At 63.7% G+C, this 25,543-nt stretch carries 17 protein-coding genes and 1 tRNA gene; 11 read left to right on the top strand and 7 right to left on the bottom strand.

The features are described 5' to 3' along the window. A partial coding sequence (locus BLS55_RS10570; protein ID WP_143339550.1) for a DUF4347 domain-containing protein occupies nt 1-4,727 on the bottom strand: 4,727 nt, incomplete at its 3' end. Nucleotides 4,728-5,204: 477 nt separating this feature from the next. On the opposite strand from BLS55_RS10570, the gene BLS55_RS10560 reads away from it, so the two are divergent. The 3 genes from BLS55_RS10560 (at nt 5,205) to BLS55_RS12130 (ending at nt 9,188) form a co-directional block, all read left to right on the top strand. Next, nucleotides 5,205-6,746, top strand: a complete 1,542-nt coding sequence (locus BLS55_RS10560; RefSeq protein WP_257243220.1) for a TolC family protein — start codon at nt 5,205-5,207, stop codon at nt 6,744-6,746. 289 nt (nt 6,747-7,035) lie between these two features. Beyond that, nucleotides 7,036-8,694: a ribonuclease J gene (locus tag BLS55_RS10555; RefSeq protein ID WP_092155004.1), complete on the top strand. Its 1,659-nt coding sequence runs from the start codon at nt 7,036-7,038 to the stop codon at nt 8,692-8,694. 338 nt (nt 8,695-9,032) lie between these two features. Continuing rightward, nucleotides 9,033-9,188 (top strand): hypothetical protein, encoded by a 156-nt coding sequence (locus tag BLS55_RS12130; protein ID WP_180365454.1) that lies wholly within the window; start codon nt 9,033-9,035, stop codon nt 9,186-9,188. 257 nt (nt 9,189-9,445) lie between these two features. Here the strand turns inward: BLS55_RS12130 and BLS55_RS10550 are convergent, their stop codons facing one another. The 5 genes from BLS55_RS10550 to BLS55_RS10530 form a co-directional block, all read right to left on the bottom strand. Further along, nucleotides 9,446-9,739, bottom strand: a complete 294-nt coding sequence (locus BLS55_RS10550; RefSeq protein ID WP_092155002.1) for a type II toxin-antitoxin system RelE/ParE family toxin — start codon at nt 9,737-9,739, stop codon at nt 9,446-9,448. Then, complete coding sequence (locus BLS55_RS10545) at nt 9,727-10,020, bottom strand: CopG family ribbon-helix-helix protein (protein ID WP_092155000.1); 294 nt, start codon at nt 10,018-10,020, stop codon at nt 9,727-9,729. The genes BLS55_RS10550 and BLS55_RS10545 overlap by 13 nt, the downstream gene beginning before the upstream one ends. Before the next feature lie 462 nt (nt 10,021-10,482). Then, entirely contained in the window at nt 10,483-10,794 is a 312-nt protein-coding gene (locus BLS55_RS10540; protein ID WP_092154998.1) for an addiction module antidote protein, read from the bottom strand. After that, on the bottom strand, nt 10,791-11,123 hold the full coding sequence (locus BLS55_RS10535; RefSeq protein WP_092154996.1) for a type II toxin-antitoxin system RelE/ParE family toxin: 333 nt from the start codon (nt 11,121-11,123) through the stop codon (nt 10,791-10,793). Before BLS55_RS10535 ends, BLS55_RS10540 begins: the two co-directional genes overlap by 4 nt. Nucleotides 11,124-11,528: 405 nt before the next feature. Next, nucleotides 11,529-11,620, bottom strand: a tRNA-Ser gene (locus tag BLS55_RS10530). A 156-nt stretch (nt 11,621-11,776) separates the two neighbouring features. Between BLS55_RS10530 and BLS55_RS10525 the strand changes: the two genes are divergently transcribed. Further along, on the top strand, nt 11,777-13,504 hold the full coding sequence (locus tag BLS55_RS10525; RefSeq protein ID WP_092154994.1) for a glutamine--tRNA ligase/YqeY domain fusion protein: 1,728 nt from the start codon (nt 11,777-11,779) through the stop codon (nt 13,502-13,504). Between the two features lie 399 nt (nt 13,505-13,903). Beyond that, nucleotides 13,904-15,592 carry an L-lactate permease gene (locus BLS55_RS10520; RefSeq protein WP_092154992.1) on the top strand — a complete coding sequence of 563 codons (1,689 nt, stop codon included), beginning with the start codon at nt 13,904-13,906 and terminating at the stop codon, nt 15,590-15,592. Nucleotides 15,593-15,900: 308 nt separating this feature from the next. Here BLS55_RS10520 and BLS55_RS10515 read toward each other — a convergent pair whose 3' ends face one another. After that, on the bottom strand, nt 15,901-16,206 hold the full coding sequence (locus tag BLS55_RS10515) for a hypothetical protein (RefSeq protein ID WP_092155012.1): 306 nt from the start codon (nt 16,204-16,206) through the stop codon (nt 15,901-15,903). Between the two features lie 174 nt (nt 16,207-16,380). Between BLS55_RS10515 and mutL the strand changes: the two genes are divergently transcribed. From mutL to BLS55_RS10485, 6 genes are all read left to right on the top strand, one after another. Beyond that, on the top strand, nt 16,381-18,513 hold the full coding sequence (mutL, locus tag BLS55_RS10510; protein WP_092154990.1) for a DNA mismatch repair endonuclease MutL: 2,133 nt from the start codon (nt 16,381-16,383) through the stop codon (nt 18,511-18,513). Nucleotides 18,514-18,708: 195 nt separating this feature from the next. Then, nucleotides 18,709-20,730, top strand: coding sequence for a monovalent cation:proton antiporter family protein (locus tag BLS55_RS10505; protein ID WP_092154988.1), 2,022 nt, complete (start codon nt 18,709-18,711; stop codon nt 20,728-20,730). Continuing rightward, nucleotides 20,727-21,167, top strand: a complete 441-nt coding sequence (locus BLS55_RS10500; protein ID WP_373886030.1) for a YkgJ family cysteine cluster protein — start codon at nt 20,727-20,729, stop codon at nt 21,165-21,167. The genes BLS55_RS10505 and BLS55_RS10500 overlap by 4 nt, the downstream gene beginning before the upstream one ends. Before the next feature lie 4 nt (nt 21,168-21,171). Further along, entirely contained in the window at nt 21,172-22,134 is a 963-nt protein-coding gene (locus BLS55_RS10495; RefSeq protein WP_092154984.1) for a J domain-containing protein, read from the top strand. A gap of 52 nt (nt 22,135-22,186) precedes the next feature. After that, a complete protein-coding gene (locus tag BLS55_RS10490) occupies nt 22,187-23,791 on the top strand; it encodes a sigma-54 interaction domain-containing protein (RefSeq protein WP_092154982.1) in 1,605 nt (534 codons plus the stop codon). A 535-nt stretch (nt 23,792-24,326) separates the two neighbouring features. Further along, nucleotides 24,327-25,535, top strand: coding sequence for an ammonium transporter (locus BLS55_RS10485; protein WP_092154980.1), 1,209 nt, complete (start codon nt 24,327-24,329; stop codon nt 25,533-25,535). The last annotated feature ends 8 nt before the right edge of the window (nt 25,536-25,543 follow it).

Raw genomic sequence — 25,543 nt, 5'->3', positions numbered from 1 at the left:
GCGCTCAGGCTGTCGTCGCCGTCGCCGCCGTCGATGGTCAGGCTGCCGCCGGTGGAGACTGCGCCGATGGTGAAGCTGTCGTCGCCTGCGCCGCCGTCGATGGTCAGGCTGCCGGAAACGGTGCCCGCGCTCAGGATGTCGTCGCCGCCGTCCAGGGAGAAGGTGTAGTTCTCCGCCGCACCAACAGCGCGGCTGAAGGTGACGGTATCGGCATTGTCCGTACCGCCGTAGGCTTCAAAGCCGGTAATGACAGCCGCGGCGATGCTAGCAGCATTCTGATAGAGCGTCACGCTGTCGGCATCAGCAAAGCTGAAGTTGGCGGCAACGGAAGCGGCCGAGCCCTTCACTTCCAGGAGGTCGGTGCCGTCATCACCAGAAAGGGCCATGGTAGTGTTCGCATAGCTATTGGGCAGGTGCAGCACCACGGTGTCGTCACCCTCGCCGCCGTAGACCCTGGTGGCAGAAGAGAGCATCTCGGTCAGCGTGCTGCTATCCAGCGTAATGCTGTCGTTGCCCGCGTTGCCGGAGATGGTGTCGCCGCCGGTGCTGGTAATGGTGTCGTTTCTCGTGCCGCCGTAGACGGTGTTTCCGCCGCCGGTGGCCGTGATGCGGAGGAGATGGGTGGATGTGGCATCCGTTTCGTTCGCGCCCCCGCCAGTCAGAACCACCTGGCCGGCAAAGATGATGCTGTTGGGGTCGGTAATGCCTGCAAAGACCACGTTGATGGTCTGGCTGCCCTTGGTATAGGTGAAGGTGGTGGTCTTCTTCTTGCTGTCCACCACGGCGGCGTCGGCCTTGGACCAGCCAGCATCACTCAAGGCGCTGTCGTTGACGTAGTCGTCCGCGCCGTAGCCCTGGACCGTAATGGTGGTGACGCCCTTTTTGCTGTAGTTCAGGTCCGCGGCGGGCTGCAGCACGATGCCGTCCGAACCGCCCTTTGTGAGGTCCAGGGTGTCGTTGCCGCCATCGGCAATGAGCAGGTCTTCGCCGCTGCCGCCCACCAGCAGGTCGTTGCCCAGGCCGCCGGTAAGGATCATATCCTGCGTGGTGACCCCGCCGGCGTTGAGCGTATCGTTGCCCGCGCCGCCGGTGTAGACCTCAAAGCCGCTGATGCCGCCAATGGAAGTAAGGTCTTCACCGTTCACCGTGGCCGCGCCGGAAAGCACGTTGGTGCCGCTTTTGATGACCAGTTCGTCATCTTCGGTGCTGAAGGTGATCTTATCGTTGGTGGCGCCGAAGGAGAGGGTGTCCTCCCCTGCGCCGCCTTCCACAGCGCCGCGATTATATCCATAACTTCCGCGCTGGATAAAGCTGTTGGCGGCGATTTCCACAATATCGTTGCCAGCCCCGGCGTCGATGTAGTCCGCGCCGCCGCCGCCCACGATGCTGTCGTTGCCCGCACCAGTTATGATTTCTGTAGCGTAGGCGTTGCCTTGCACGGTAACGGCAGCATCGCCGGTGACGTAGACGCTGGCGTCCTGCGCGGCAGCGTCCAGCTTGACCACTTCCATGCCGGTGATGGCTGTGCCCGTGCCCAGGGAGACAATCCCGGCGTCCTTGGTCACCAGCAGGGTGTCGACGCCGCCGCCGCCACTTATGGTGTCATTCCTCACCTCAAATTCGCCTTCATCGCTTTCCACGTAGGTGAGGCCGTGGTAGTAGATGAGGTCGCTGCCAGAGCCGCCCACCAGGCTGTCCTCGCCGCCCTTGCCGTCCAGGGTGTCGCCATTATCGCCGGCCACGAGGGTTTCCGCAGCCGTGGTGCCGGTGAGCTTGGTGGCTGCGCCAGAGTTCTCCACATATTCCACGTTCTTAAAGCTGGCGGAACCCAGGTCGATGGCCACGCCGGCGGTGGAGATGCTGTCCACGCCTTCGCCGTCTTTTTCCACCACCTTGTCGCCCTTATTGTCCACATAGTAGAGGTCGTTGCCCGTGCCGCCCACCATGCTGTCCGCGCCTTCGCCGCCGTCCAGGGTGTCGTTGCCGCTGAAGCCCACCAGGGTGTCGTTGCCCGCGCCGCCGGAAAGCTCGTCGTTGCCGTTGGCTGTTGCACTATCATCATTGGTGGTGTTGCCGCCATAGAGCTTGTTGGCCGAGGCGTTGCCCACGAGGGTCATATTCTGCTGGTTTGCAGCTGCAACGCTGTCGCCCACATTCACTGCGCCCGCGGCGTCGTCCAGCACAACCACGTCAATGCCGTGAATGTTGTCGGCGCTGTCCAGCGTTTTATCGCCTTTTTTGAGGCTCATGACGTGCAGGGTGTCGGCACCCTCGCCAGCAGTTACGGTTTCCGCACCATAATAATAGATATAGTCGTTGCCCGTGCCGCCGGTAATGGTGTCCGCACCGCCCTGGCCGTCAATGGTGTACCCAACGGTGGAGTCGGTGGCCCCAGTGAGGGTATCCGCAGCGGCCGTGCCCACCAGATAGGTGTTGTCGGCGCTGCCGGTGATATTCACGCCGCCGGCTTTGCTGTCCGCAGCATTGCCGCGGTAGACGAAGGTAAGGTTGGTGGTGGTGCCGGTGATCCGGTCGCCGAAGTAGTTGATCCAGTCGGCGTCAGTCATCTCAGCGCCGCCCAAGACCTCATAGCTCACATAGACGACGTTGCTGCCGCCAGTGATCTCAATGTGGTCATTGGTGTTATTGACCACAAAGGTGGTGTGGCTGGTGCCGCCTTTGAGGGTATCGCCAGCGGTATTGGCCGCGTTCTGGCCGCCGTCCAGCACCACGTTGCCGCTGAGGGTGCTGGCGTCGATGACGTTGGCGAGCTCATTGCCCGTGCCCTTGGTCGCGCCGGCTGTAAGGACCAGATTCTCCAGGTTCGCGCCCAGGGTGTAGTCTATGTTGGCTTCCACCGTGTCGTCGCCGGCGTTTTTCGCTTCCTGCACCACGTCATCGGCGTCCACATAGTAGTAGTCGTTGCCCGCGCCGCCGATGAGGGTATCTTTGCCCGCGCCGCCGATGAGGCGATCGTCCCCATCGCTGCCGGTGAGCTTGTTGTTGCCGCTGTTGCCCACCAGGGTGGCGGCAACGGTCTTTTTGGCCGTGGCATTAATATTGCCTGAGCCAGTCAGCGTCACGGACTCGATATCAGCGTTTTTGAACTTGTTGAGGTCAATGGTGCCGGAGGCCAAGACGGTATCCGTGCCGCCCGCGTCCTCCAGGGTGTCTGTGCCGTCAAAAATGAAGGTATCGTCGCCGGTGCCGCCCACCAGGGTATCTTTGCCCGCGCCGCCGTCGAGCCAACTGCCCTTGGTGGCGTTGCCCTCAATGCGGTTGTTGAGCGCGTTGCCGGTGCCCGTATCGGCGCTGCCCAGGAGGACGAGGTTTTCCACGCCGTCGCCCAGGGTGTAGCCGCCGCTCACGCTGCTCTCAAAAACCACGGTGTCGTTGCCCGCGCTGTCTACGATGACGTCGTCAGCGTCGCCATAGAGGTGGTAGAGGTCGTTGCCCGCGCCGCCGTTGAGGGTATCGACCGCCGTGCCGTCCTTATTGCCGTAGAGGGTGTCGTTGCCCTTGCCGCCATCCAGATAGTTGGCGGCGCTGTTGCCGGAAAGCACGTTGTTCAGGTCGTTGCCGGTGAGGTTGCTGGCCTGGGGGGCGGTGGTGGTGCCGTTATTCAGCAGCGTGCCGTTTTCAATGTTCGCGCCCAGGGTGTAGTCCACAAAGGAATAGACCTGGTCCGTGCCCTCGTTCTTGTTTTCCACCACGGTTTCGTTGCCGGTGCGGACCACGTAGTTGTCGTCGCCCTTGCCGCCGATGAGGGTATCGTAGCCGCCGGTAACCGAAACCTCGCCGGCAGCGCTCAGGTCGCCGTTGCCGCCGTCCAGGTAGTCGTCGCCGTCATAGCCGTAGAGCAGGTCGTTGCCGCCCATGCCCGTGAGGTTGTTGCTGAGGGCGTTGCCCACCAGGGTCTGGCTGTAGTTGTTGCCCGTGGCGGACTGGTTGGTCATGCCGCTCTGGGCCTGGAGCACGACGTATTCGATCTGGGATTTGCCTTCACTGCCGTCAGCCGCCGTGGAGCTCGCGCTCAGGTCCAGATCCGCCACCTGGCTGTAGACCGTATCAATGCCTTCGTAGGCTTTTTCCACCACATTAGTGCCGGCGGTGCCCGATCCGCTGACGTAGTAAATGTCGTTGCCGTCCTCGCCGACCATGGTATCCGCGCCGCCGTTGCCGTAGATTTTGTCGTTGGCGGCGGAGCCGGTGATGGAATCAGCGCCGGTTGTGCCGTTGATGACGCCCCAGCCGGAAATCTCGCCGGCCAGATCGCCGTCGATGCCGGGGTTCACGGCGCCGGTGGTGACGTCGCCCACCGTGTATTCCAGGGTCCAGTCGCCGGACGCGCCGGTAACGTCGTCCGAAGCGGCCACGTCCACGCTGGCCAGGCGGGCCAGGCGGTTGATGAAGCTCTCGCCCGTGCTGCCCGCCGCCGTGTTGCAGCTGTAGAGCAGCAGATCCGCGCCCGCGGCCAGGCTCTGCCCGATGGCGGCCAGAGTTGCCGCATTGGCGTTGAGGACGGCCTCGTCAAAAACCTGGCCGCCCAGGGTTACGCTGCCCGCCGCGCCGTGGGCGTAAATGTGCACGGCCGTGGCCGGATTCTCCAGGCTGGCCAGGGCCTGCTCCATCTGGAGAAAGGCGTTGCTGGTGTTTTCTATAACAAAGATTCTGGAATCGTCGCCAATGGTGAGGGCCAGGGCTTCCGCATCCAACGAGGAATCCACAAAGTAGACCTCTCGTTGGACGCCGCTTCTTGCCGCACCTCATTGAGCACCTGGGACTGGCCGGAGGAACTGGTCAGCACATCCTGGCTCATGCCTTTCTCCTTTGTTGGCAATTGCAGAAAAGAGCCTTGATGCGCCGCCGTTTTCAGCGCAAGAAGGCTAAACTATTAACTTTTACACAGATGCTTACAGCATAACGCATTAGACGTTTGCTGTCAATGTAAATCGTGTTACAAGTTAGAAATTCAACTTGCTGAATACTGTTTATTTATGAGTAAAATACTATGAAATCCATGCACAACCCGTTTGCGGCCGCCATTGCCCCCAGGGCGGCCGCGAGCGGCCGCGCGCCCGGCAAAAAAACGGGGCTCCGCGCCGCGCCGAACGCGCGGCGGACGGCCGCCGGCAAAATGCGCCCGCCCTGCGCCCGCAGCCCAGCGCTTGCCAAAGCGCGGCCCGCGGTGTAGCATGCCCGCCATGCCTGAAAAAAACCTGCCGCCCACCCCCTGCCGCCGCGCCTGGCCCCTGCGCCTTGCGGCGCGCGCCTTTGCGCGCCTGCTGCCGCCCCTGGGCCTGCTGGCGCTGCTGGGCCTGGGGGGCCCGGCTGCAACCGCGGGCGCGCAGACAGAAACAACCGCGGGCGCACAAGCCGGCCCGGAGAACGCCCCCGACCGCAGCCTGGCCATCCCGGTGGGGCGCACGGCGGCCGTGCCCCTGTATTCCGGCGGGCGCAGCCTGGCCGCAGAAAAACCCCACACCCGGCCCATGCGCGCCCTGAGCATGCGCGAAGCCGTGGAGCGCGCCCTGCAGCAGAACCCCAGCCTGGGCTCCCAGGAAGCGCAGAGCAAATCCAGCGAAGAAACCCGCAAATCCGCCCGCGGGGCCTTTGGCCCCAAGCTGGGCATGAGCTATACCGCCACCAGAACGGACAAAGATTATTCCCCCTCTTATACCGTTACGCAGGCCCCCAAACAGGGCGTCTACACCTGGGGGATAGAGGTATCCCAACCCGTTTTTACCGGCTTTAAGCTGCTGGCCGATTATCAGAAAGCCGCCCTGCAGGCCGAAAGCGACAAGGCCAGCCTGCGCAGCGCGGAACTGACCATGACCGAAGAGGTGCAGACCCAGTTTCTGAACTATCTGCGCTATGAAGAAAGCGTGCGCAGCTCAAGCGACGCCCTGGCCCGCCTGCGCGACCAGCTGCGCATTACCCAGGCCTTTTACGACGTGGGCCTGCGCCCCCGCCTGGACGTGCTGCAGGCCGAAGTGGACGTGCGCAAGGCCGAAAACACCCTGATTCAGGACGAAAACAACCGCGACACCAGCCTGGCCAAGCTCAATACCCTGCTGGGCCTGCCCGCCCAGGCCGCCACCCGCTATACCGGCAACCTCAACCATGTGCCCTTTACCCGCAGCCTGGAGCAGTGCCTGGAGGCCGCCTACCGCCAGCGGCCGGACCTGTATATTGCCGCCAAATCCGTGGCCATTGCCGGCAAAAACCGCCAGGCCGCGCAGAGCGCCTACTACCCGCAGGTGGAGGCCTATTACAACGTGGCCCAAACCGGCAACACCATGGACCTGCAGCGCGTGGGCGACCAGGGCTACCGCGGCACCGCCTGGGAGCTGGGGGCCAAAGCCACCTGGGACATTTTTCAGTGGGGCACCACCTATTACGCCGACCAGAGCGCCGGCTGGCTGGTGACCAAGGTGCGCTACGAAGAAGAAAATCTGAAACTGAACGTGGGCTACGACATCAAATCCAAACTGCTGGCCGTGCGCGAAGCGGAAAAACGCATTGCCGTGGCCGAAACCGCCGTGGAACAGGCCACGGAAGCCTATAACGTGGCCCTGGCCCGCTATCAGGAACAGGTGGGCACCAACTTTGACGTGCTGGACGCCTCTTCCAACCTCACGGCGGCGCAAGCCTCGCTGACCAGCGCCAAGGCCGACTACCTTACCGCCCTGGCCCAGATCTATGTGGCCATGGGCGAGTTCCGGCCCGACCTGGCCCGGCGCTGACCCGGAAACCGGCCCAAAGACCGGCCCGGCCCCGGCCGCCACGGCCCCATATGGCCCGGATCTGGACTGGATCTGGCCCGGCCCGGATCTGGCCCGGAGACTGCCCCGGCCCGCGCTTCCGGCCCACACCCCGGCCACAGACACTTTTCGGGGAGACGCCTCCCCGCCTTCGGAACCGCCCCCCAGCCGCCAAGGGCCCCGCCTCCGCGCCCGGCCCTTTCCGCGCCCTTTCCTTCACCCTGCGGGCCTTGCGCCCGCCACAGAGACAACAGGATACAACCTACCCGACATGCACGATCCTTACCTTACCATCACCCCCCTGGGAGGCCTGGGGGAAATCGGCCTGAACTGCCAGCTCTGGGAAACCCCCGGCGGCGTCGTTATGGTGGATTGCGGCCTTATGTTCCCCGACGACGCCCACCTGGGCGTGGACGTGGTTATCCCCCACTTCGGCGCGGTGAGCGCCATCAAAGACAAACTGCTGGGCATTGTGCTGACCCACGGGCACGAAGACCACATCGGCGCGCTGCCCTGGCTGGTGCCGGAGCTTAAAGGCACCCGCATCTACGGCTCGCCCTTTACCCTGGCCCTGGTGGAACACAAACTGCGCGAACGCGAAATACTGGACTGGGTGGAGCTTTGCCCGGTCAACGCCAAAACCGTGCTGCCCCTGGGGGATCTGACCTTCCACTTCTTCCCCGTCTGCCACTCCATACCCGAAGGCTTCGGCCTGGGCGTGGAAACCCCCGTGGGCCGCGTGGTGCACAGCGGCGACTTTAAAATCGACCCCCACCCCTTAAGCGGCAGCGGCACGGATCTGCGCCTTTTTCGCAATTTTGCCGGGCCCAAGGGCGCGCGCCTGCTGCTCTCTGACTCCACCAACGCCATGCGCGAGGGGCGCTCCCTTACCGAGCGCGAGGTCAAAGACTCGCTGGATAACATCTTTGCTACGGCCAAAGGCCGCATTGTCATCACCCTGTTCTCCAGCCACATTCAGCGCATTCAGGAAGTTTTTGACCTGGCCCGCGCCCACGGCCGCACCGTGGTCATCAGCGGCAAATCCCTGGCCAACAACATCGAAATGGCCCGCGACCTCGGCATCGCCAAGCTGCCCCCAGCCTTCTTCAACGCCCACAACGGCGTGCCCGACCTGCCGGACGATCAGATCGTGCTGGTGGTCACCGGCGCGCAGGGCGAGCCGCTCTCCGCGCTCTCCCGCATGGTGCTGGGCGGCCACCGCCAGCTCGATATCCGCAAGGGCGATACCGTGGTCATGAGCTCGCGCATGATACCTGGCAACGCCAAGGCCATCTCCAAGCTCATCAATGAAATGTACCGCATGGGCGCGGAAGTGCTCTACGAAAGCGTGCACGCCATCCACGCCTCCGGGCACGCCCAGCGCGACGAACTGCGCGAAATGTTCGCCGCCGTGCGTCCGCAGCTCTTCATCCCCATCCACGGCGAATACCAGCACCTGGTCAAGCACGGCCGCCTGGCCGCAGAGTGCGGCGTGCAGCAGGAGAATGTGGTGCTGCTTGAAGACGGCCAGCCCATCACCCTTCGCCCCGAAGGCTTCCAGCTTGAAAACCGCGTGCCCGTGGAGTGTACCCTGGTGGACGGCAAGGGCGTGGGCGACGTGGGCTACGCCGTGCTCAAAGAACGCCGCATTCTCGGCGACGAAGGCATGGTCATTGTGGTGCTGGTGGTGGATTCCGAAACCGGCAGCATCCTGCACGGGCCGGAAATGATCTCTAAAGGCTTTGTTTTTGAACAGCACTACAGCCACCTGCTGGAAGACGCCAAGTGCCTGGTGCTGGACGAAATAGAAGCCGCCCGCCCAGGGCAGCTCAGCCGCCTGCAGGAAAACATCCGCTCCTCTCTGCGGCGCTTTTTCCGCCGCGTGCTGGAGCGCGACCCCATTGTGGTGCCCGTGATCAGCGAAGTGTAGCGCGCGGTGGCGGGGCGCAAGCCCCGCCACCTAAAATCCTGACCATAAATTTTTACACGCCTTCATCCACCGGAACAATGGTGAGCTTAAACCCCATCGGCGTGAGCACCTTGAAAAGCGTGTCGATTTTTGCCGGGAGCCGAAGAAGGGCAAATTCAGAAACACTTCGCCGATGCGTTTCATGAGCGCCAAGTTGTATACGGACCCGCCGATCGCCTTATAATAATACGTTGAGCGTTGCAGTTTGAGGATTTCGCACTGCCGCCGAACACTGAGCACTTGGTGGTCTGCGGCGACAATTTTACGCCTTCGCTCATAGCTCAAATTTTGGCGAAGGCTTGCTGCAAAAAATCCTTCTCCACAGTGCGTTGACCAATCGTGGCATGGAGTTCCCTTATCCGGACTTCATCGCTCTGCCGGGTCTTCTGGGCCTTGCCGGCAAAGCCTGCCGCAATCTGTTCCCTGGCCTGCTGTTTCCCCACTGGGAAACTTGATGGGGATGCACGCCATATTTGCCGGCGAGTTCGGACAATGTATGCTCTCCGGACAGGGCATCCAGGGCGACGCGAGTCTTAAACGCAACGGTGGACTTCCCTCCCCATTGGGACATAAAAGCCTCCTCTGGCTTCTTACGTCCACCTTAGCCCATGGTCCGTTTTTCCGAAACCACCTCTCTTTCATACCAACGGACATACCAACCGTCTGAGGAGATGTTGGGAGTTCGAGTGTGGATTACGCACTGCAAATACCGTCAATACCCTGCTTCGCGTTGATGCTTGAGGGAAAGGATAAGCGCATATCCTTCCCCCACTTCATAGAACACGGCGTAGCCAGAGGCGCCAAAAGGAATCAACAGCTCCCGGTGTTCAGGCTCCAAATCGTCAGTAGGCCGTCCGGCATGGGGGAATTGCTCCAACACGGCCGTACCCGCCTCTATGGCGTCCAAGGCCTTCTGCGCTGCCTGCGGGTCACTTTTCGCCCAAAAAGCATGCACCCGCACGAGTGAAGCCAACGCGTTGTCCGACCAGCGCACTATATATGACATTTGGGAGCATCCACCTGCTTACCTTGGCGGAGCTGGGCAATCCAGTCTTTCACTTCCGCCTGGGTGACGTGCAGGCCCGTCTGCTGGTAATGCTCATGAGCGGCGATACACTCCTGACGAAGGGCTTCCCGCTTTTCTTCCCGCTCCACAAAGGCCGCAACAGCCTGCACCACAAGAGCGTTGGTAGAACGCTGCCTTGCTGCGGCAAGGCCCTGCACCCGCGCTTTGAGGTCGGCGGGGAGTCGTATGCTTATGGGGGTGGCTTGAATTTGTGCTGGCATGGCTTTTAGTCTCCTATAGTTAGTCATATTAACTACACATAGCTACAAGGTCAAGCGAACGTATCCACGATGGCTGGGGAATCGGTCAGTAAAACTGTCGGGAAGGGGCCCGCTGAAAGCGGCTGCCCCGGTCTTTGGTGTAGACCCGCGTGGTGCTGGAACGCGAAAAGACAAAGCAGCCATACCCCCGCGCGTAGCACCTGGAAGTATAGCTGCTTATATTTACTTAGCTCATAACAATATGAACTAGTTTGATATTTCTGGCGGAGAGGGAGAGATTACAACATGCAGCGTACCATTCTGTAATTGATTGCTGTTTTATGTTTCAAGAATATAGCTACTTGTAAAGTTACCCACGCAAAATTTTCTTGAATTATTTGCATTCCACGGCGGACGCACCGGGAGTTAGCCGGAGCGTTGCGGATTCAATTAAAATCCTGAACATGGATTTTTACGCACGGCTTACTGATGCTGTTCCCGCGTCAGGGGCGTTACCGCAAGGCGCATGCCCATTGCGCCGAGAATGGCCTGAAAGCTGCGCAGTTCGGGGTTTCCGGCGGGCGAGAGCGTGCGGTACAGCGTCTTGGGGTTAAGCTGCGCGGTTTCCGCCACGCCTTTCATGCCGAAGGCGGCAGCAATACGGCGCAGGGCGAGCATAAGCTCTTCCTGATCGCCGTCCTCAAGCACGGCGTTGAGGTATTCGGCGGCATAGTTCGGGTCTTTCTTGAAGCTCTCGATAGTAGCTTCTTCATGGGAAATATACGGCTTACTCATTGTAATTCCTCCTTCATCCGGCGCAGGAAATCGGCCCTGTAGGCAACGGCCTTGCTGATATCCGCGTCCTGGGTGCGCTTGTCGCCGCCACACAGCAGCACGACCAGCGTTTGTCCATGTTGGAAATAGTACACACGATACCCCTGCCCGACATCAATGCGCATCTCGGAAACACCATCCCGGCAAGCCTTGTGGTCGCCGAAGTTACCCATTGCCGCCCGGTCAATCCGCCGCAGAACGGCAATCCTGGCGCGATTATCACGCAGAGCATCTACCCATTTTTGATATGGGTCTGTGCCGTCTTCAGTGGTGTAGTGAATAATTCCCACGAGGAGATGGTAGCTTTTAAGCGAAAGAAGTCAAGAGGTGGGTGTGAAAGCTGTTTGGAGCGTTGCACTGCCGAAGGCGAGCGAATACGCAGCTTTGCCCCGCTCGGCCCTCAAATCTTGCTGCCGGATATTGCCCGCTATTGTCCGCAACCAGGAAATGGGCGTTTCGGCAACTTCTGGCAACGATTGGCAAGAGTAGGTATCTTTCATCTGCAATTTGCAATACTTGGCAACCCCAAGCAACATAAGCACTAACTTACAAGTGGAATACGCAATGGGGTAAGCTCACCCAGACAAGAGGCGGTTTTCTCAGTTTCTTACCCGACGACATGAGACAAAAGAAAGACCGGAAATCGTCTTGTAGCAACGACTTCCGGTCTTTCTTGACAACTTGAAACAAAATTCTGGCGGAGAGGGAGAGATTCGAACTCTCGGTACGCTGTTAACGTACACACGATTTCCAATCGTGCTCCTTAGACCAGCTCGGACACCTCTCCGCGCTGCCGCGCGCCCTGAGCGCGCTTCCGGCGAAGACGCACACTAGCTCAGCGGCCCGAACCTGTCAAGCGCCCCAGGCCTCGGCGCATTGACCGCAGCTGCGCCTTGACGTAGATTATACGGCTGCATTGACGTCACAGCAAGGGAGCCCGTCCATGTCTTCTGAACACCATTCCGCCAGCCCCGCCGCTGCCGCCGCGCCTGAAGCGGCCGCGGCCAGACCCGGCACGGACTTCATCCGCGCCCGCATCCTGCAGGACAACGCCTCCGGCCGCTTCGGCGGCAAGGTGCATACCCGCTTTCCCCCGGAGCCCAACGGCTACCTGCACCTGGGGCACGCCAAATCCATCTGCCTCAATTTCGGCGTGGCCAAAGAATTTCACGGCCAGTGCAACCTGCGCTTCGACGACACCAACCCCACCAAGGAAGACACGGAATATGTGGACGCCATCCGCGAGGACGTGCGCTGGCTGGGCGGCGACTGGGAAGACCGCGAATTTTACGCCTCAGACTACTTTGAGCGGCTCTACAGCTACGCCGAAGAGCTCATCAAAATGGGCAAGGCCTATGTGGATGACCTCTCCGCCGACGCCATCCGCGAGTACCGCGGCACCCTCACCAGGCCCGGACGCGAAAGCCCCTGGCGCAACCGCAGCGTGGAAGAAAACCTCGACCTCTTCCGCCGCATGCGCGCCGGCGAATTCCCCGACGGCTCCCGCGTGCTGCGCGCCAAAATCGACATGGCCTCCCCCAACCTGGTCATGCGCGACCCAACGCTCTACCGCATCCGCCACGCCGCCCACCACCGCACGGGCGAGGCCTGGCGCATCTACCCCATGTACGACTACACCCACTGCCTGTCGGACTCCATTGAAGGCATCACCCACTCCCTCTGCACCCTGGAATTCGTCAACAACCGGGAGCTCTACGACTGGGTGCTGGATACCCTTGGCGTATACCACCCGCAGCAGATCGAATTTGCCCGCCTTAACCTGACCTATACCATCCTTTCCAAGCGCAAGCTCATCCAGCTGGTCAGGGAAGGTCACGTCTCCGGCTGGGACGACCCGCGCATGCCCACCTTAAGCGGCCTGCGCCGCCGCGGCGTGCCCCCCGAAGCCCTGCGCGAATTCTGCGCCCGCATCGGCCTGGCCCGCGCCGACTCCGTGGTGGATTACGCCATGCTGGAATTCTGCATCCGCGAGCGCCTCAACGCCCACGCCAAACGCCTGATGGCCGTGCTGGACCCCATCAAGGTCGTCATCGAAAACTACCCCGAAGGCCAGGTGGAAGAGCTGGAAATGCCCTTCCACCCCGAAGACCCCGCCTACGGCAGCCGCAAGACGCCCTTTGCCCGCGAAATCTATATTGAGCGCGACGACTTTCGCCTGGATCCGCCCCAAAAATACCACCGCCTCTCCCCCGGCGCGGAAGTGCGCCTGCGCTACGCCTATCTGCTCACCTGCCGCGAAGCCCTCCTGGATCAGGACGGCAACGTGCGCGAGCTGCGCTGCGTTTACGACCCGCAGAGCCGCGGCGGCCAGAGCCCCGACGGCCGTAAGGTCAAGGGCACCATCCACTGGGTTGCCGCGGCCAGCGCCGTGCCCGCCGAGGTGCGCCTCTACAGCCAGCTCTTTGCCGTGGAAAACCCCGACGAAGCCCCGGAAGGCAAAACCTTTCTCGATAACCTCAACCCCCATTCCCTCCAGGTGGTCCGCGGCCTGCTGGAACCGGCCGCCGCAGCCCTTGAAACCGGCGAGGCCGTGCAGTTTGAACGGCTGGGCTACTTCTGCAAAGACAAAGACAGTACCGCCGCCCTGCCCGTGTTTAACCGCACCGCCACCCTGCGCGACACCTGGGCCAAACTGGAGCGCAAAGGCTAGCGCCGCCCAGGGCGGCGAAATCCGCACGACCGCAAAATAAAAAAAGCACAAAGGCCGCTGGGTTCCCCCGGCGGCCTTTTTGTCTGATTTTTCCGGGGCCTGGCCGCCGGACACTTTTTTGCCGCCCTAGCTGGAAATCCCCGCAAAAATAGTGTAGCGTATGCCAACTTAGCTTTTGCAGGGAATTTTCTGCCCGTTACGGCAGCAGGCCGACCAAAGGACCAGCACCGCGCGTCCCCTCGTCCAACAGCCTAACCTTTAACAAACGTCGCTGCGCCCCACGATGCAGCGCGGCTTGCACTATACCCGCGTCTATCCCTCTTTGAGTACACAAAGAAAGATAAACGGCGCGCGGCGGCCTCCCCCACCGCAACGCGCACAACAGCAAAAGGAGTGCCCATGTCCATAGGAATACTGGCCCTGCTGGCGGTAATCCCCATCTTTATCGCCCTGATTCTCATGGTAGGGCTGCGCTGGCCCGCCACCCGGGCCATGCCCGTAGCCTGGCTGGCCTGCGCCGTAAGCGGCGTCATCGGCTGGAAACTGGATATCCTTTACCTTGCGGCCCTGTCTTTGCAGGGCCTTGTTGTCGCCATCGGCGTGCTGATCATCGTCTTCGGCGCCATCCTCATCCTTTACACCCTTGAGGAAAGCGGCGGCATGGAAACCATCCAGTGCGGCATGCGGGACGTGAGCCGCGACCGGCGCGTGCAGGTCATCATCATCGGCTTTATGTTCGCCGCCTTCATTGAAGGCGCGGCCGGCTTCGGCACCCCCGCCGCCCTGGCCGCCCCCCTGCTTCTGGCCCTGGGCTTCCCGGCCATGGCCGCCGCCGTGGTCTGCCTGGTCTTCAACTCCGTGCCCGTCACCTTCGGCGCGGTGGGCACCCCCGTGCTGGTGGGCTTTGGCTTCCTCAAAGGCAGCATCGCCGAAGCCGTGGCCGCCAACCCCGGTCTCTCCTTCCAGAGCTACGACGCCTTCTGCAAAGCCGTGGGCGAATGGGCCACCATCATGCACGCCCCCATGGCCATCATCATCACCATCTTCATGCTGGGCTTCCTCACCCGCTTCTTCGGGGTGGAAAAATCCTGGGCCCTCGGCTTCCGCGCCTGGAAATACTGCGTGTTCGCCGCCGTCTGCTTTCTTGTGCCCTACCTTTTCTGCGCCTGGGTGCTGGGGCCCGAATTTCCCTCCCTGCTGGGCGGCCTGCTGGGCCTCGGCGTAGTGGTCTGGGGCACCAAGAAAGGGTTCTGCGTGCCCACGGAATCCTGGGACTTCGCCCCCGCCAGCCAGTGGGACAAAGCCTGGACCGGCACCGTGCCCGCCAGCACCAAGACCGACTTCCATGCCCATATGAGCCAGTTTCTCGCCTGGCTGCCCTATGGAATCATCTGTGCGCTTCTGGTCATCACGCGCATCCCCTCTTTGGGGCTCAAGGGCTGGCTGACCCAGCAAAAAATCAGCTTTACCAACATTCTGGGCTTCAACGGCGTTAACGCCAGCATTGATTATCTGTATCTGCCCGGCACGTTCTTCATTCTGGTTGCGCTGGTTACCATTCTGCTCCACAAAATGTCCGGCCAGGCCGTTTCCCGCGCCTGGAAAGAAAGCCTCAGAAAGATGAAGGCCCCCACCATCGCCCTGGTTTTTGCCGTGGCCATGGTTTCCATTTTCCGCGGCTCTGCGGTCAACTCCGTGGACGCGCCCTCCATGCCCCTGGCTCTGGCCCAGGCCGTGGGCGCTTTTGCCGGCGGCGTCTGGCCCATGCTGGCGGCCTTTGTGGGCGGCCTTGGGGCCTTCATCACCGGCTCCAACACGGTCTCCGACCTCATGTTCGCCGAATTTCAGTGGAACATGGCCGGCACCCTGGAGCTGCCCCGCCAGATCATCGTAGCCGCCCAGGCCGTGGGCGGGGCCATGGGCAACATGATCTGCGTGCACAACATCGTGGCCGCCTGCGCGGTGGTGGGCCTTTCCGGCCGGGAGGGCGAAGTGCTGCGCCGCACTTTCTGGCCCTTCCTGCTCTACGGCGTCATCGCGGGGGCCATCTGCTGGACGCTTGTGGCGGTCAACCCCAACGTGTTCTAAGCCCAACGTGTTCTAGGCCCAACGTGTCCTAGGCCCAACGTGTCCTAGGCCCAACGTGTCCTAGGACCAACGTGTTCGCGGGCAGGCAAGGCGCCCCTTCCGGCGCGTAACCGCGCGGCAAAGGCGCTGCCGCCCTTATGAGAAGGGCCTTGCCCCAGAAGCGGAGAGGGGCCGCAAAATCCCCTCCCCGCCTACCCAAAACGCCGCGGGCGTCCTCCGGTCATCTGCTCCGGAGAACGCCCGCGGCGCGGCATAACGGCCCCCTGGCCGCCGGCCTGTTCCGCCGCGCCCGCGCGCGGCCGCAATGCTCAGGCGTTGCCGTAGTACGGCGGCCTGCGGCTGGGCGTATCCCCGCCCACCCGGAAAATCTGCACCGTATAGTGCCCCTTGCCGCCGCACATGGGGCAGCCGTCCGTCACCAGCATGCAGGAAGCGTCCAGCTCCAGCGGGTCGATGCCCGCCAGGCCGAGAATCTGCGAGGCCTTGCCCTTCTCCCACATGACCGGGGAGCCGCAACGCCCGCACTCCACATAGAGCAGTTCCGGGTCATAGCCCTTGGGCACCAGGGGCCCCCGCAAGGGTTCAGCAATAGCTTTGATAGGGTTATTGCGCATGGCGGATACCTCCCGGCGGGCCAGGCGGCGCGCCAACGCTCTTGCGGCGCGCAGGCCAAGCCTGCCTTTCCATACATAAGCACAGCGCGCGCCAAGGCAAGCCCCCCCACGCCGCCAGGCGCAGGCCCGCACCCGCCGCTTGCCTTGCCCCGCACGCCCGCATACACTGGAGCCATGACCGGAAAATTTTCGCATATTCGTTTGTTACCGCCCGCTCTGCGTAATCAGATTGCCGCCGGCGAGGTGGTGGAACGCCCCGCCAGCGTGGTGAAAGAACTGGTGGAAAACAGCCTCGACGCCCAGGCCCGTCAGATCGACGTCCTGCTGGAAAACGGCGGCCAAAGCCGCATCCGCGTGCAGGACGACGGCGCGGGCATCCCCGCCGACGAGCTGGAGCTGGCCGTCACCCGCCACGCCACCAGCAAAATCACCCAAATGGAAGACCTGGAGCGCATCCGCTCCTACGGCTTCCGGGGCGAGGCCCTGCCGAGCATCGCCTCTGTATCGCGCTTTGCCATCACTTCCGCCCTGCGCACGCCCGCAGGCGTGCAACCGGCCCACTGCGTGGAGGTGGAGCACGGCCGCCTCAAAAGCGCGGCCCCGGCGGCTCTGCACCAGGGCACGGTGGTGGATGTCCGTGATCTTTTCAGCAACATACCAGCGCGGCTGAAATTTTTAAAGACCCCCGGCACGGAGTTCAAACGCGCTCAGGATTGGCTGGCCCGCCTGGCTCTGACCCGGCCGGAAGTGGGCTTCGCCCTTTTCTCCGGCGAGCGCGAGGCCCTGCGCTTTCTGCCCGGAGAAGACCTGCCCCGCCGCCTGGCCCGCATCTGGCCCCGCCTGGTGGTGGAAGCCCTGCGCCCCTTCGATGCCACGCGCCACGGCGTCCGCGCCCACGGCCTGGCCGCCCTGCCCAACGTGAGCCAGCCCCGCGGCGACCGCATCCTGCTCTATGTCAACAACCGCGCCGTCACGGACAAACGCCTGCTCAGCGCCGTGCGCCAGGCCTACAAAGGCCGCCTCACCAGCCGCGACTACCCCCAGGCGGTGCTTTTTGTGGATCTGGACCCCGCCGAAGTGGACGTCAACGTGCACCCGGCCAAGAGCGAAGTGCGCTTCCGCGACGAATCCGCCGTGTTTTCCGCCGTGCTCCACGCCGTGCAGGGGGCGCTGCTCACCTCCTTCGACCTGGCGGTGGGCGGTTGGGACGCGGCGGCAGCCGCCGGAACGGACGCGCCCGCGAGCGCCCCGAGAAACAACAGTTCGGACAACAGCCCGGACGCCCCCCGGCCCCTGGGCTTCTGGGGGCGGCTGGACCAGCCCCCGCTGCTGGAGCGCCCCCGGCCGGAACCTGAGGGCGTTGCCCCCTGGGAAGTGCGCCGCCCCCAACCGGACGCCGCGGCGATCCCCGCACCAAGGCCGACGGAGACACCGGCGGCCTCCCCGGCGGCGGACGCAGCGGGCGCGCTGGAGGCCCCTGCAGCGCCAGACGCGGCGGCCCCGCGCGGCGGCGCGACCGAGACCATGCCGGAGCGAGTCCCGCACGTCCAGCCCATTTTTACGCCAACGGCCGCCGCCCGCGCAACGGCTGCCCCGGAAGCGACGGCCGGGCCGGAGGCCCCCCAAAGCCTTTGGGCGGACGGGGCCGCGCCCCTGGCCGCCCTGGCGGAAGCCGCCACCGCCTATGGGGCGGCCCAGGACGAAGCCGGGCCCACGCCCCCCGGCGCGGCAGGAGCCGGGCGGGAACCCGTGCGGGTGGGGCCCTTTGTCTATCTGGGGCAGGTGGCCGCCACCTATCTGACGCTGCGCGACCAGGAAGGCGCGCTGGTGCTGGTGGACCAGCACGCCGCCCACGAGCGCGTGCTCTACGCCAGGCTGCGTCAGGGCGGCTTTGCGGGCACCGGGCAATTGCTGGCCCTGCCCCTGGAGCTGCCCCTGCCCCCGGCGGAAGCGGAGCGCTTCTACGCCCTGCGCCCGCGCCTGGAGGCCCTGGGCTTCAGCGCGCGGAGCGAGGCCGGGGGCCTGCGGGTCACGGCCGTGCCGCCCGTGCTCAGCCGGGCCGAGGCCCGGCAGTTTCTGGAAGAAGCCCTGGCCGGCCGCAAGGACGACCTCACGGCCCTGTTCGCCTCCATGTCCTGCAAGGCCGCCATCAAGGCGGGACAAGCCCTGACGGACGACGAGGCCGCCGGGCTGCTGCGTCAGTGGCTGCAGACGCCGGAGCGGGAATACTGCCCCCACGGCCGCCCCTGCGTGCTGCGCTGGGATGCGGCCGCGCTGGAAAAACTGTTTAAGCGGCGGCAATCGTAGCCGCGCTCAGGGCTGCCGCCTGGGCCAACGCGCTACGTTCTCCCTGCGGCAACAACGCAACCCTATATAATGCCTCCGCTATATGGGCGGAGGGCCCGGCAGGGCCGCAGCAGACGCCGCGCTCGCCCTGATCGGCACGGCCGCAGGCTTGCCTTAGAAGGCTGCGGCGTGTATTTTGCGCCCCACGGAGGCCGCATGGACGTCCCTTTGCTCTATGAGATCGTGACCATTTTTCTGCTTTCCATTGTGGTCACCATTGTCTGCAATAAAATCAAACTGCCGGCCACCGTGGGTTTTCTGCTCACGGGCGTGCTCTGCGGCCCTTCCCTGCTGGGCGTGGTGCGCGACCGCCAGGCCATTGACCATGTGGCGGAAATCGGCGTGGCCCTGCTGCTTTTTACCATCGGCATGGAGCTTTCGGGCGACGCCCTGAACCGCCTCAAGCGCCCGGTCTTTCTGGGCGGCAGCCTGCAGATCGGCCTTACGGTGCTGGCCGTCACGGGCCTCGCCCTGACCCAGGGCCTGCCCTACCAGCAGGGCGTTCTCTGGGGCTGCCTGGTGGCGCTTTCCTCCTCGGCCATTGTCCTGCGCATTATGCAGGAAAAAGGCTCCACCAATACCCCCACGGGCCGTCTTTCCCTGGCCATCCTGGTCTTTCAGGACATTATGGTGGCCCCCATGCTGCTCTGCGTGCCCCTGCTCGCCGGCACGCTGGACCTTTCCCTGAAGGATGCCGTCCTTTCCGTGCTCTGGGTGGTGCTGGTGCTGGGCGGGGTGCTGCTTTTCGCCCGCTTCGGGCTCAACCGCCTTATGGAAGCCGTGGTGCGCACCCGCACCCGCGAAATCCTTTTGCTCACCACCCTGGGCCTCTGCCTGGGCATGGCCCTGCTCACCAACATTCTGGGCCTTTCCCTCTCCCTGGGGGCCTTTCTGGCCGGGCTCATGCTGGCCCGATCCCAGTACAGCATGAGCGTCATCGCGGGCATATTGCCCTACCGCGACGTTTTCATGAGCCTTTTTTTCATCTCCGTGGGCATGATGCTCAATGTGGATTTTTTCGGAGCCCACTTTTTTTCCATCATCGCCTATACGGCCGTCTTCATCATCCTCAAAACGCTGCTCACCCTGCCCGCCGTGCTCATCCAGGGCTACCCTCTGCGCACGGCCGTGGTCACCTCGCTGAGCCTCGCGCAGGTGGGCGAATTCGCCTTTGTGCTGGCCGCCTCTGGCCTGGCCGCCGGGCTTTTTGACATGAACGCCTACCAGAACTTTCTGGACGTGAGCGTGCTGACCATGATGCTCACCCCAGGCCTCATGGCCATCGCGCCCCGCCTGGCCGCCCGGCTGCCCGGCGGACGGAACGAAACCCCGGAAGCCGCCGAAGCCGAGGCCGAAGGCTGCCCCTTGCAGGATCACCTCATCATCGTGGGCTTCGGCATCAGCGGCAAACACCTGGCCCATGTGGCCAGGGAATCGGGCATCGCCTACACCATCCTGGAAATGAACCCGGAAACCGTGAGCCGCTACCGCCACAAGGAGCCCATCGCCCACGGCGACGCCTCCCAGCCTGTGGTGCTGGAACACCTGGGCGTGACCAAGGCGCGGGTGCTGGTCATCGTCATTTCCGACCCGGCGGCCGTGCGGGCCATCGTTACCGAGGCCCGGCGCTTCAACCCCAACCTGCACATCATTGCCCGCACCCGCTTTGTGGCCGAGGTGGCCCCCCTGCGCCGCCTGGGCGCAGATGAAGTGGTGGCCGAAGAATTTGAAACTTCCATCGAAATCTTCTCCCGCGTGCTCACCCAATACCTGGTGCCCCGCCAGGACATCGACGCCTTCGCCGCCCGCATCCGGCAGGAAAACTACCGCATGATCCGGCGCATGAGCCACTCGGTGGACGCAGTGGACGCCATGGTCAGACGCCTGCCGGACATGGGCGTGCAGGCCATGCGCCTGGGCGCGGCATCGCCCCTCTGCGGCCAGAGCCTGGCCCAAAGCCAGATGCGCAAGGCTTACGGCGTTACGGTCATCGCCATCCTGCGCGAAGGCGTAACCCTGGCCTCGCCCGAAGCGGACACGGTTTTCGAGCCCGGCGATATTGTGTATATTTTCGGCAGCACCAACAAACTGCTGGCCATAACCCCGCTGTTTTCCGGCCCCCTGCGCCAGGGCAAAGAAAATGCAACCGCACCGGAGCCCCAAGGATGCGAACCATGAGCGCCGCCGTGTTCCACTGCCGCATGTGCGGCCACTGCTGCCAGGGCAAGGGCGGCATTGTGGTCAGCCCCGCAGACCTCACCCGCCTGGCCGGGCACCTGGCCCTGCCCGAAGCGGAGGTTCTGGCCCGCTACTGCGAACGCTTGGGCGGCAAATGGCAGCTGCGCGCGGGGGCGGACGGCTTCTGCATTTTTTTCCGTCCCGGCGCGGGCTGCGGGGTGCATGCGGGCAAGCCCGCCGTGTGCCGGGCCTGGCCGTTTTTTCGCGGCAATATTGAGGATGCGGCCAGCCTCGCCATGGCCAAGGAATACTGCCCCGGCATCGCGCCGGAGGCCACCCACACGGCCTTCGCCCAAGCCGGACGCGCCTACCTGCGCACCCACGGCCTGCTGGCCCGCGACCCGCGCTGCGAAGCCAACGCCCTGATCCTCAAATAACGCCATGCGACGCCGTAGCCCACGCCAGCCAAGCCTCAAGGAATGTTACGCCATCCTGCGCCTGGAGCCGGGAGCGGACCTGGCCGCCCTTAAGCGGGCCTACCGGCGGCGGGCTTTTGAGCTGCACCCGGACCTGCACCCCGGCCAGGCCGATGCGGGCCGCAAATTTCAGCTGCTTAACGAAGCCTATGTGGCCCTTTCCGCCGTGCTCCAGCCCGGATCGGAGGAAGCGGCGCAGCCCCGGCAGGAGCAGAAGGCCCACGAGGACGACGCCGCGGAAGGCGGTCCCGCGCAAGCGGCCGGACCCGCCGCGGACCCGAACGCCGACAAGGGCGCGCGCGCTGCGCGGGCGGAAGGGCGGGACGAAACCGAGCGCCCCGCCGGACAGGCGGAAGACAGGGCAGAGGACGGAACGGCGGACGCGGCAACGGACGCGCAGGCCGCAGACCGCCAGAGCGCGGCGGGGCGCGCCGCCTACGCGGAGCACGACGTGCTGCGCGACCTGCTCAACGATCCCTTTGCCCGCCGGGTGTTTGAGGATATTTACAGCGAGCTGAACCGGCAGCAGGCCACGCCGCCGCCCCAGGCCGGGGCCGAGGCCGGCCCCCAGTCCGCCCGGGCGCGGGCCCGCGAAACCGCCCCAAAGACCGCCAGACTGCACCGGGCCAATCTGCTCTGGGGCGCGCCCAAGGGCGAAGCCGACCCCGGCGGCGTAACGGGCCTGGTCAAGGGCTGGCTGCGCCGCCAGATTGACGAGGAGCAAAGCCTGACCCTGCCCGCCGCCCACCTGGCCCCAGGCAAGCGCGTGCGCCTGCAGATCCGCCAGGCCTTTTCCGGAGAGCTGAGAACCGTGGAGATCACCCTGCCGCCGGACTTTGCCGTGGGCAAGCCCGTGCGTTTGCGCGGCCTGGGCAAGCGCGTGGGGCCCTGGCAGGGCGATCTCTACCTGACCCTGCACAACGCTTAACCCCGCCCGCCGCGCCGGCCTGCCGCGCCGGGAAGGCGGGCCTCAGAGAGCCATGCGAACCAGCCAATCTTCCCCCCGCCGGGCTGCCGCCGCCCAAGAGTCCTTGCGCGACCACCGCGAAGAGCAGCTCAGGCTGCTGCTGGAACTTTCCGAAACGATGAACGCGGCCACGGACGTTTCCCTGGCCCTGAACAAGGCCCTCCAGCTCATGGCCCAGCACCTGCACATGATGCGCGGGGCCATTACCCTTATCTCCCCCAACACGGGCGAAATCCGCATTGAGGCCGCCTACGGCCTCAAACCCGCCGAGGCCCGGCGCGGGCGCTATGTGCGCGGCGAGGGCATTACGGGCCGGGTCATTGAAACCGGGCGGCCCATGTACATTTCCAACGTCTCGGAAGAACCGCTGTTTCTCAACCGCACCCGCTCGCGCGATCTGGGCAAGGAGGACATTTCCTTCATCTGCGTGCCCATCCGGCTCAACGATCAGGTGGTGGGGGCCCTTTCCGTGGACCACCTGCTGGTGGACGAAGCCACCCTGGAAGACGAAATGCGCCTGCTGACCATTGTTTCCACCCTGCTGGGGCACGCGGCCCTGGAAACCCAGGGGCGCATGGACGAGGAGAATGTTCCGGCCCTGCGCCCGCGCGGCTTTGTGGGCAATTCCGAAGGCATGCAAAAAGTCTACGCCCAGATAGCCCAGGTGGCGCCCTCCACCACCACAGTCTTTCTGCAAGGCGAATCGGGCACGGGCAAGGAGCTGGCCGCCAGGGCCATCCACGCGGCCAGCACGCGGGCCAACAAGCCCTTTATTTCGCTCAACTGCGCCGCCCTGCCGGAAAACCTCATTGAAAGCGAGCTCTTCGGCCACGAGCGCGGGGCCTTCACCGGGGCCAACGCCACGCGCAAGGGCCGCTTTGAGCTGGCCAACGGCGGCACGCTGTTTCTGGACGAAGTGGGCGAGCTTTCGCTCATGACCCAGGCCAAGCTCTTGCGCGTGCTGCAGGAACGGGCCTTTGAACGCCTGGGCGGCATGGAAACCCACTATGTGGACGTGCGCTTCATCACGGCCACCAACCGCGACCTGGAACGCATGGTGGCGGAGGAGACCTTCCGCCGCGACCTGTTTTACCGGCTCAACGTCTTTCCCATCAACCTGCCGCCCCTGCGCCAACGGCCTGAGGACATCCTGCCCCTGGCCAACCACTTCATCAAAAAATACGGCCAGGCCAACGGGCGGGACAACGTGCGCCTTTCCCTGGCGGTTATGGACATGCTGCAGCGCTACGCCTGGCCCGGCAACATCCGGGAGCTGGAAAACGTTATGGAGCGCGCCGTGCTGCTTCTGGGGCGGGAGGGGCTTATCCTGCCGCAGCATCTGCCCCCGGCCCTGCACGGCGAGCACGGCGCGCCGGGCGGCAAACTGCCGGGCGCGGCCAGGCCCGTCTTTTCCGGCAGCCTGCAGGAGCAGCTCAACGAGCTGGAGCGGGCCTCCATAGTGGAGGCGCTGGAATGCAGCCAGGGGCAGATGGGCCGGGCCGCGGCCAGCCTGGGCCTGACGGAACGGATCATGGCCCTGCGGATGAAAAAATACGGAATCGCCTACAAGGATTTCCGGCCCCGCAAAAACGGCGGCGCGCGGACAGACGCAGGCTAGCGCGGCCAAGCCCGCGGACACAGAATCTACAAAAAAGTATTTTTTATCTGTCCCGAACTGCCCGTTTCGACAAAAATTTTTACAAAAAATTTCTTTATGTTAGGCTAACAACACACGGAACAGAAGAAATTTTCGCAACAAAAACGACATTTTTGTATAATTTCCAAAAACATCATTAACCATTTTAATTTCTTATATTTCACTCTATGCATCCTCTGCAGCCCCTTTGTGGCCGTGGAGGATGCTCTTTTTTTCTACATAAACGTATAAAAACTCCATACCCCTTGCGGCAGGCCCAGGCCGCCTTCGTCCGCACTTCTAAAAAATTAAAAATAAAAACAGCCAATTACAAGAGAATTTTACCCCTGTACGCCCCTTTGGCACAGTGCGTGCTTAAAGGGCTAAGACCGGTCAGGAAGTCCGGTCCGGGACAGGCGCCAGCCCCGAGAGAAGGAACAGGTTGTGAACCGGGTGCGGCGGCGGATGGCACCGCAAGGGCGATCCCCCCGCAAAACCACCTCAGAAGGATGTCCGTATGAACGCCTCGGATACTGCATTTATCCTCATCTGCGCCTGCATGGTCATGCTCATGACCCCGGCGCTGGCCCTTTTTTACGGCGGTCTTGTCCGCTCCCGCAATATTCTTTCCACCCACATGCACAGCTACGGCGCGCTGGCGCTGGTCTCCGTGCTCTGGGCCCTCATCGGCTACACCCTGGCCTTCGGCCCGGACGTGGGCGGCGTCATCGGCGACCTTTCCTACATTTTTCTTAACGGCGTGGGCGGCGAATCGGCCCCTGCGGCGGCCCAGCTGCCCCACACCCTGTTCATGATCTTCCAGTGCATGTTCGCCGCGCTGACCGTGGCCCTCATTTCCGGCGCGTATGCGGAACGCATCCGTTTTTCGGCCATGATGCTCTTCTCCGGCCTGTGGCTGATTTTCGCCTATGCCCCCATGGCCCACTGGGTCTGGGGCGGCGGTTGGATGGGCCAGATGGGCGCTCTGGACTTTGCCGGCGGCGCAGTGGTGCACATGGCTTCCGGCGCGGCCGCCCTGGCCTGCGCCCAGGCCCTTGGACCGCGGCTTTCCAACGGCGCGGAGCCTGCCACCCCCAATAACCTGCCCCTGACCCTCCTGGGCGGCGGCCTGCTCTGGTTCGGCTGGTTCGGCTTCAACGCCGGCAGCGCCCTGGTTTCCGGTCCCCTTTCCGCCCACGCCCTGGTCACCACGCACCTCGCCTCCTCCTGCGGCGTGCTCGGCTGGATGGTGGTGGAATGGGCGCGCACGGGCAAGCCCACCAGCTTGGGTGCCATCTCCGGCGCGCTGGCGGGCCTGGTGGCCATCACCCCCGGCGCGGGCTTTGTGGGCATCCTCCCGGCCATGCTTATCGGCTTCGTGGGCGGCATCGTGTGCTACGGCGGCGTGCTGCTGAAGAACAAGTTCGGCTATGACGACGCCCTGGACGTGGTGGGCATTCACGGCATCGGCGGCACCTGGGGCGCGCTGGCCACCGGTCTTTTCGCCTCTGCCGCCGTTAACGGCGCCGACGGCCTCTTTTACGGCAACCCCAAGCAGGTCTGGATCCAGCTTGTGTCCATCGTGGGCACCTGGGTGTTCGTGTATATCGTGACCCGCATCATTCTCTTTGTAGTCAACGCCACTGTGGGTCTGCGCGTGGCGCCTGAAGAGGAGTTCACCGGCCTGGATCTGGGCGAACACAACGAACGCGGGTACTCCCTGTAACCCCCCCT

The sequence above is a fragment of the Desulfovibrio legallii genome (assembly GCF_900102485.1).
Lineage (GTDB): Bacteria > Desulfobacterota > Desulfovibrionia > Desulfovibrionales > Desulfovibrionaceae > Desulfovibrio > Desulfovibrio legallii_A.
The sequence above is the reverse complement of the archived record's forward strand: the minus strand, read 5'-3'. Positions and strand labels throughout refer to the sequence as shown.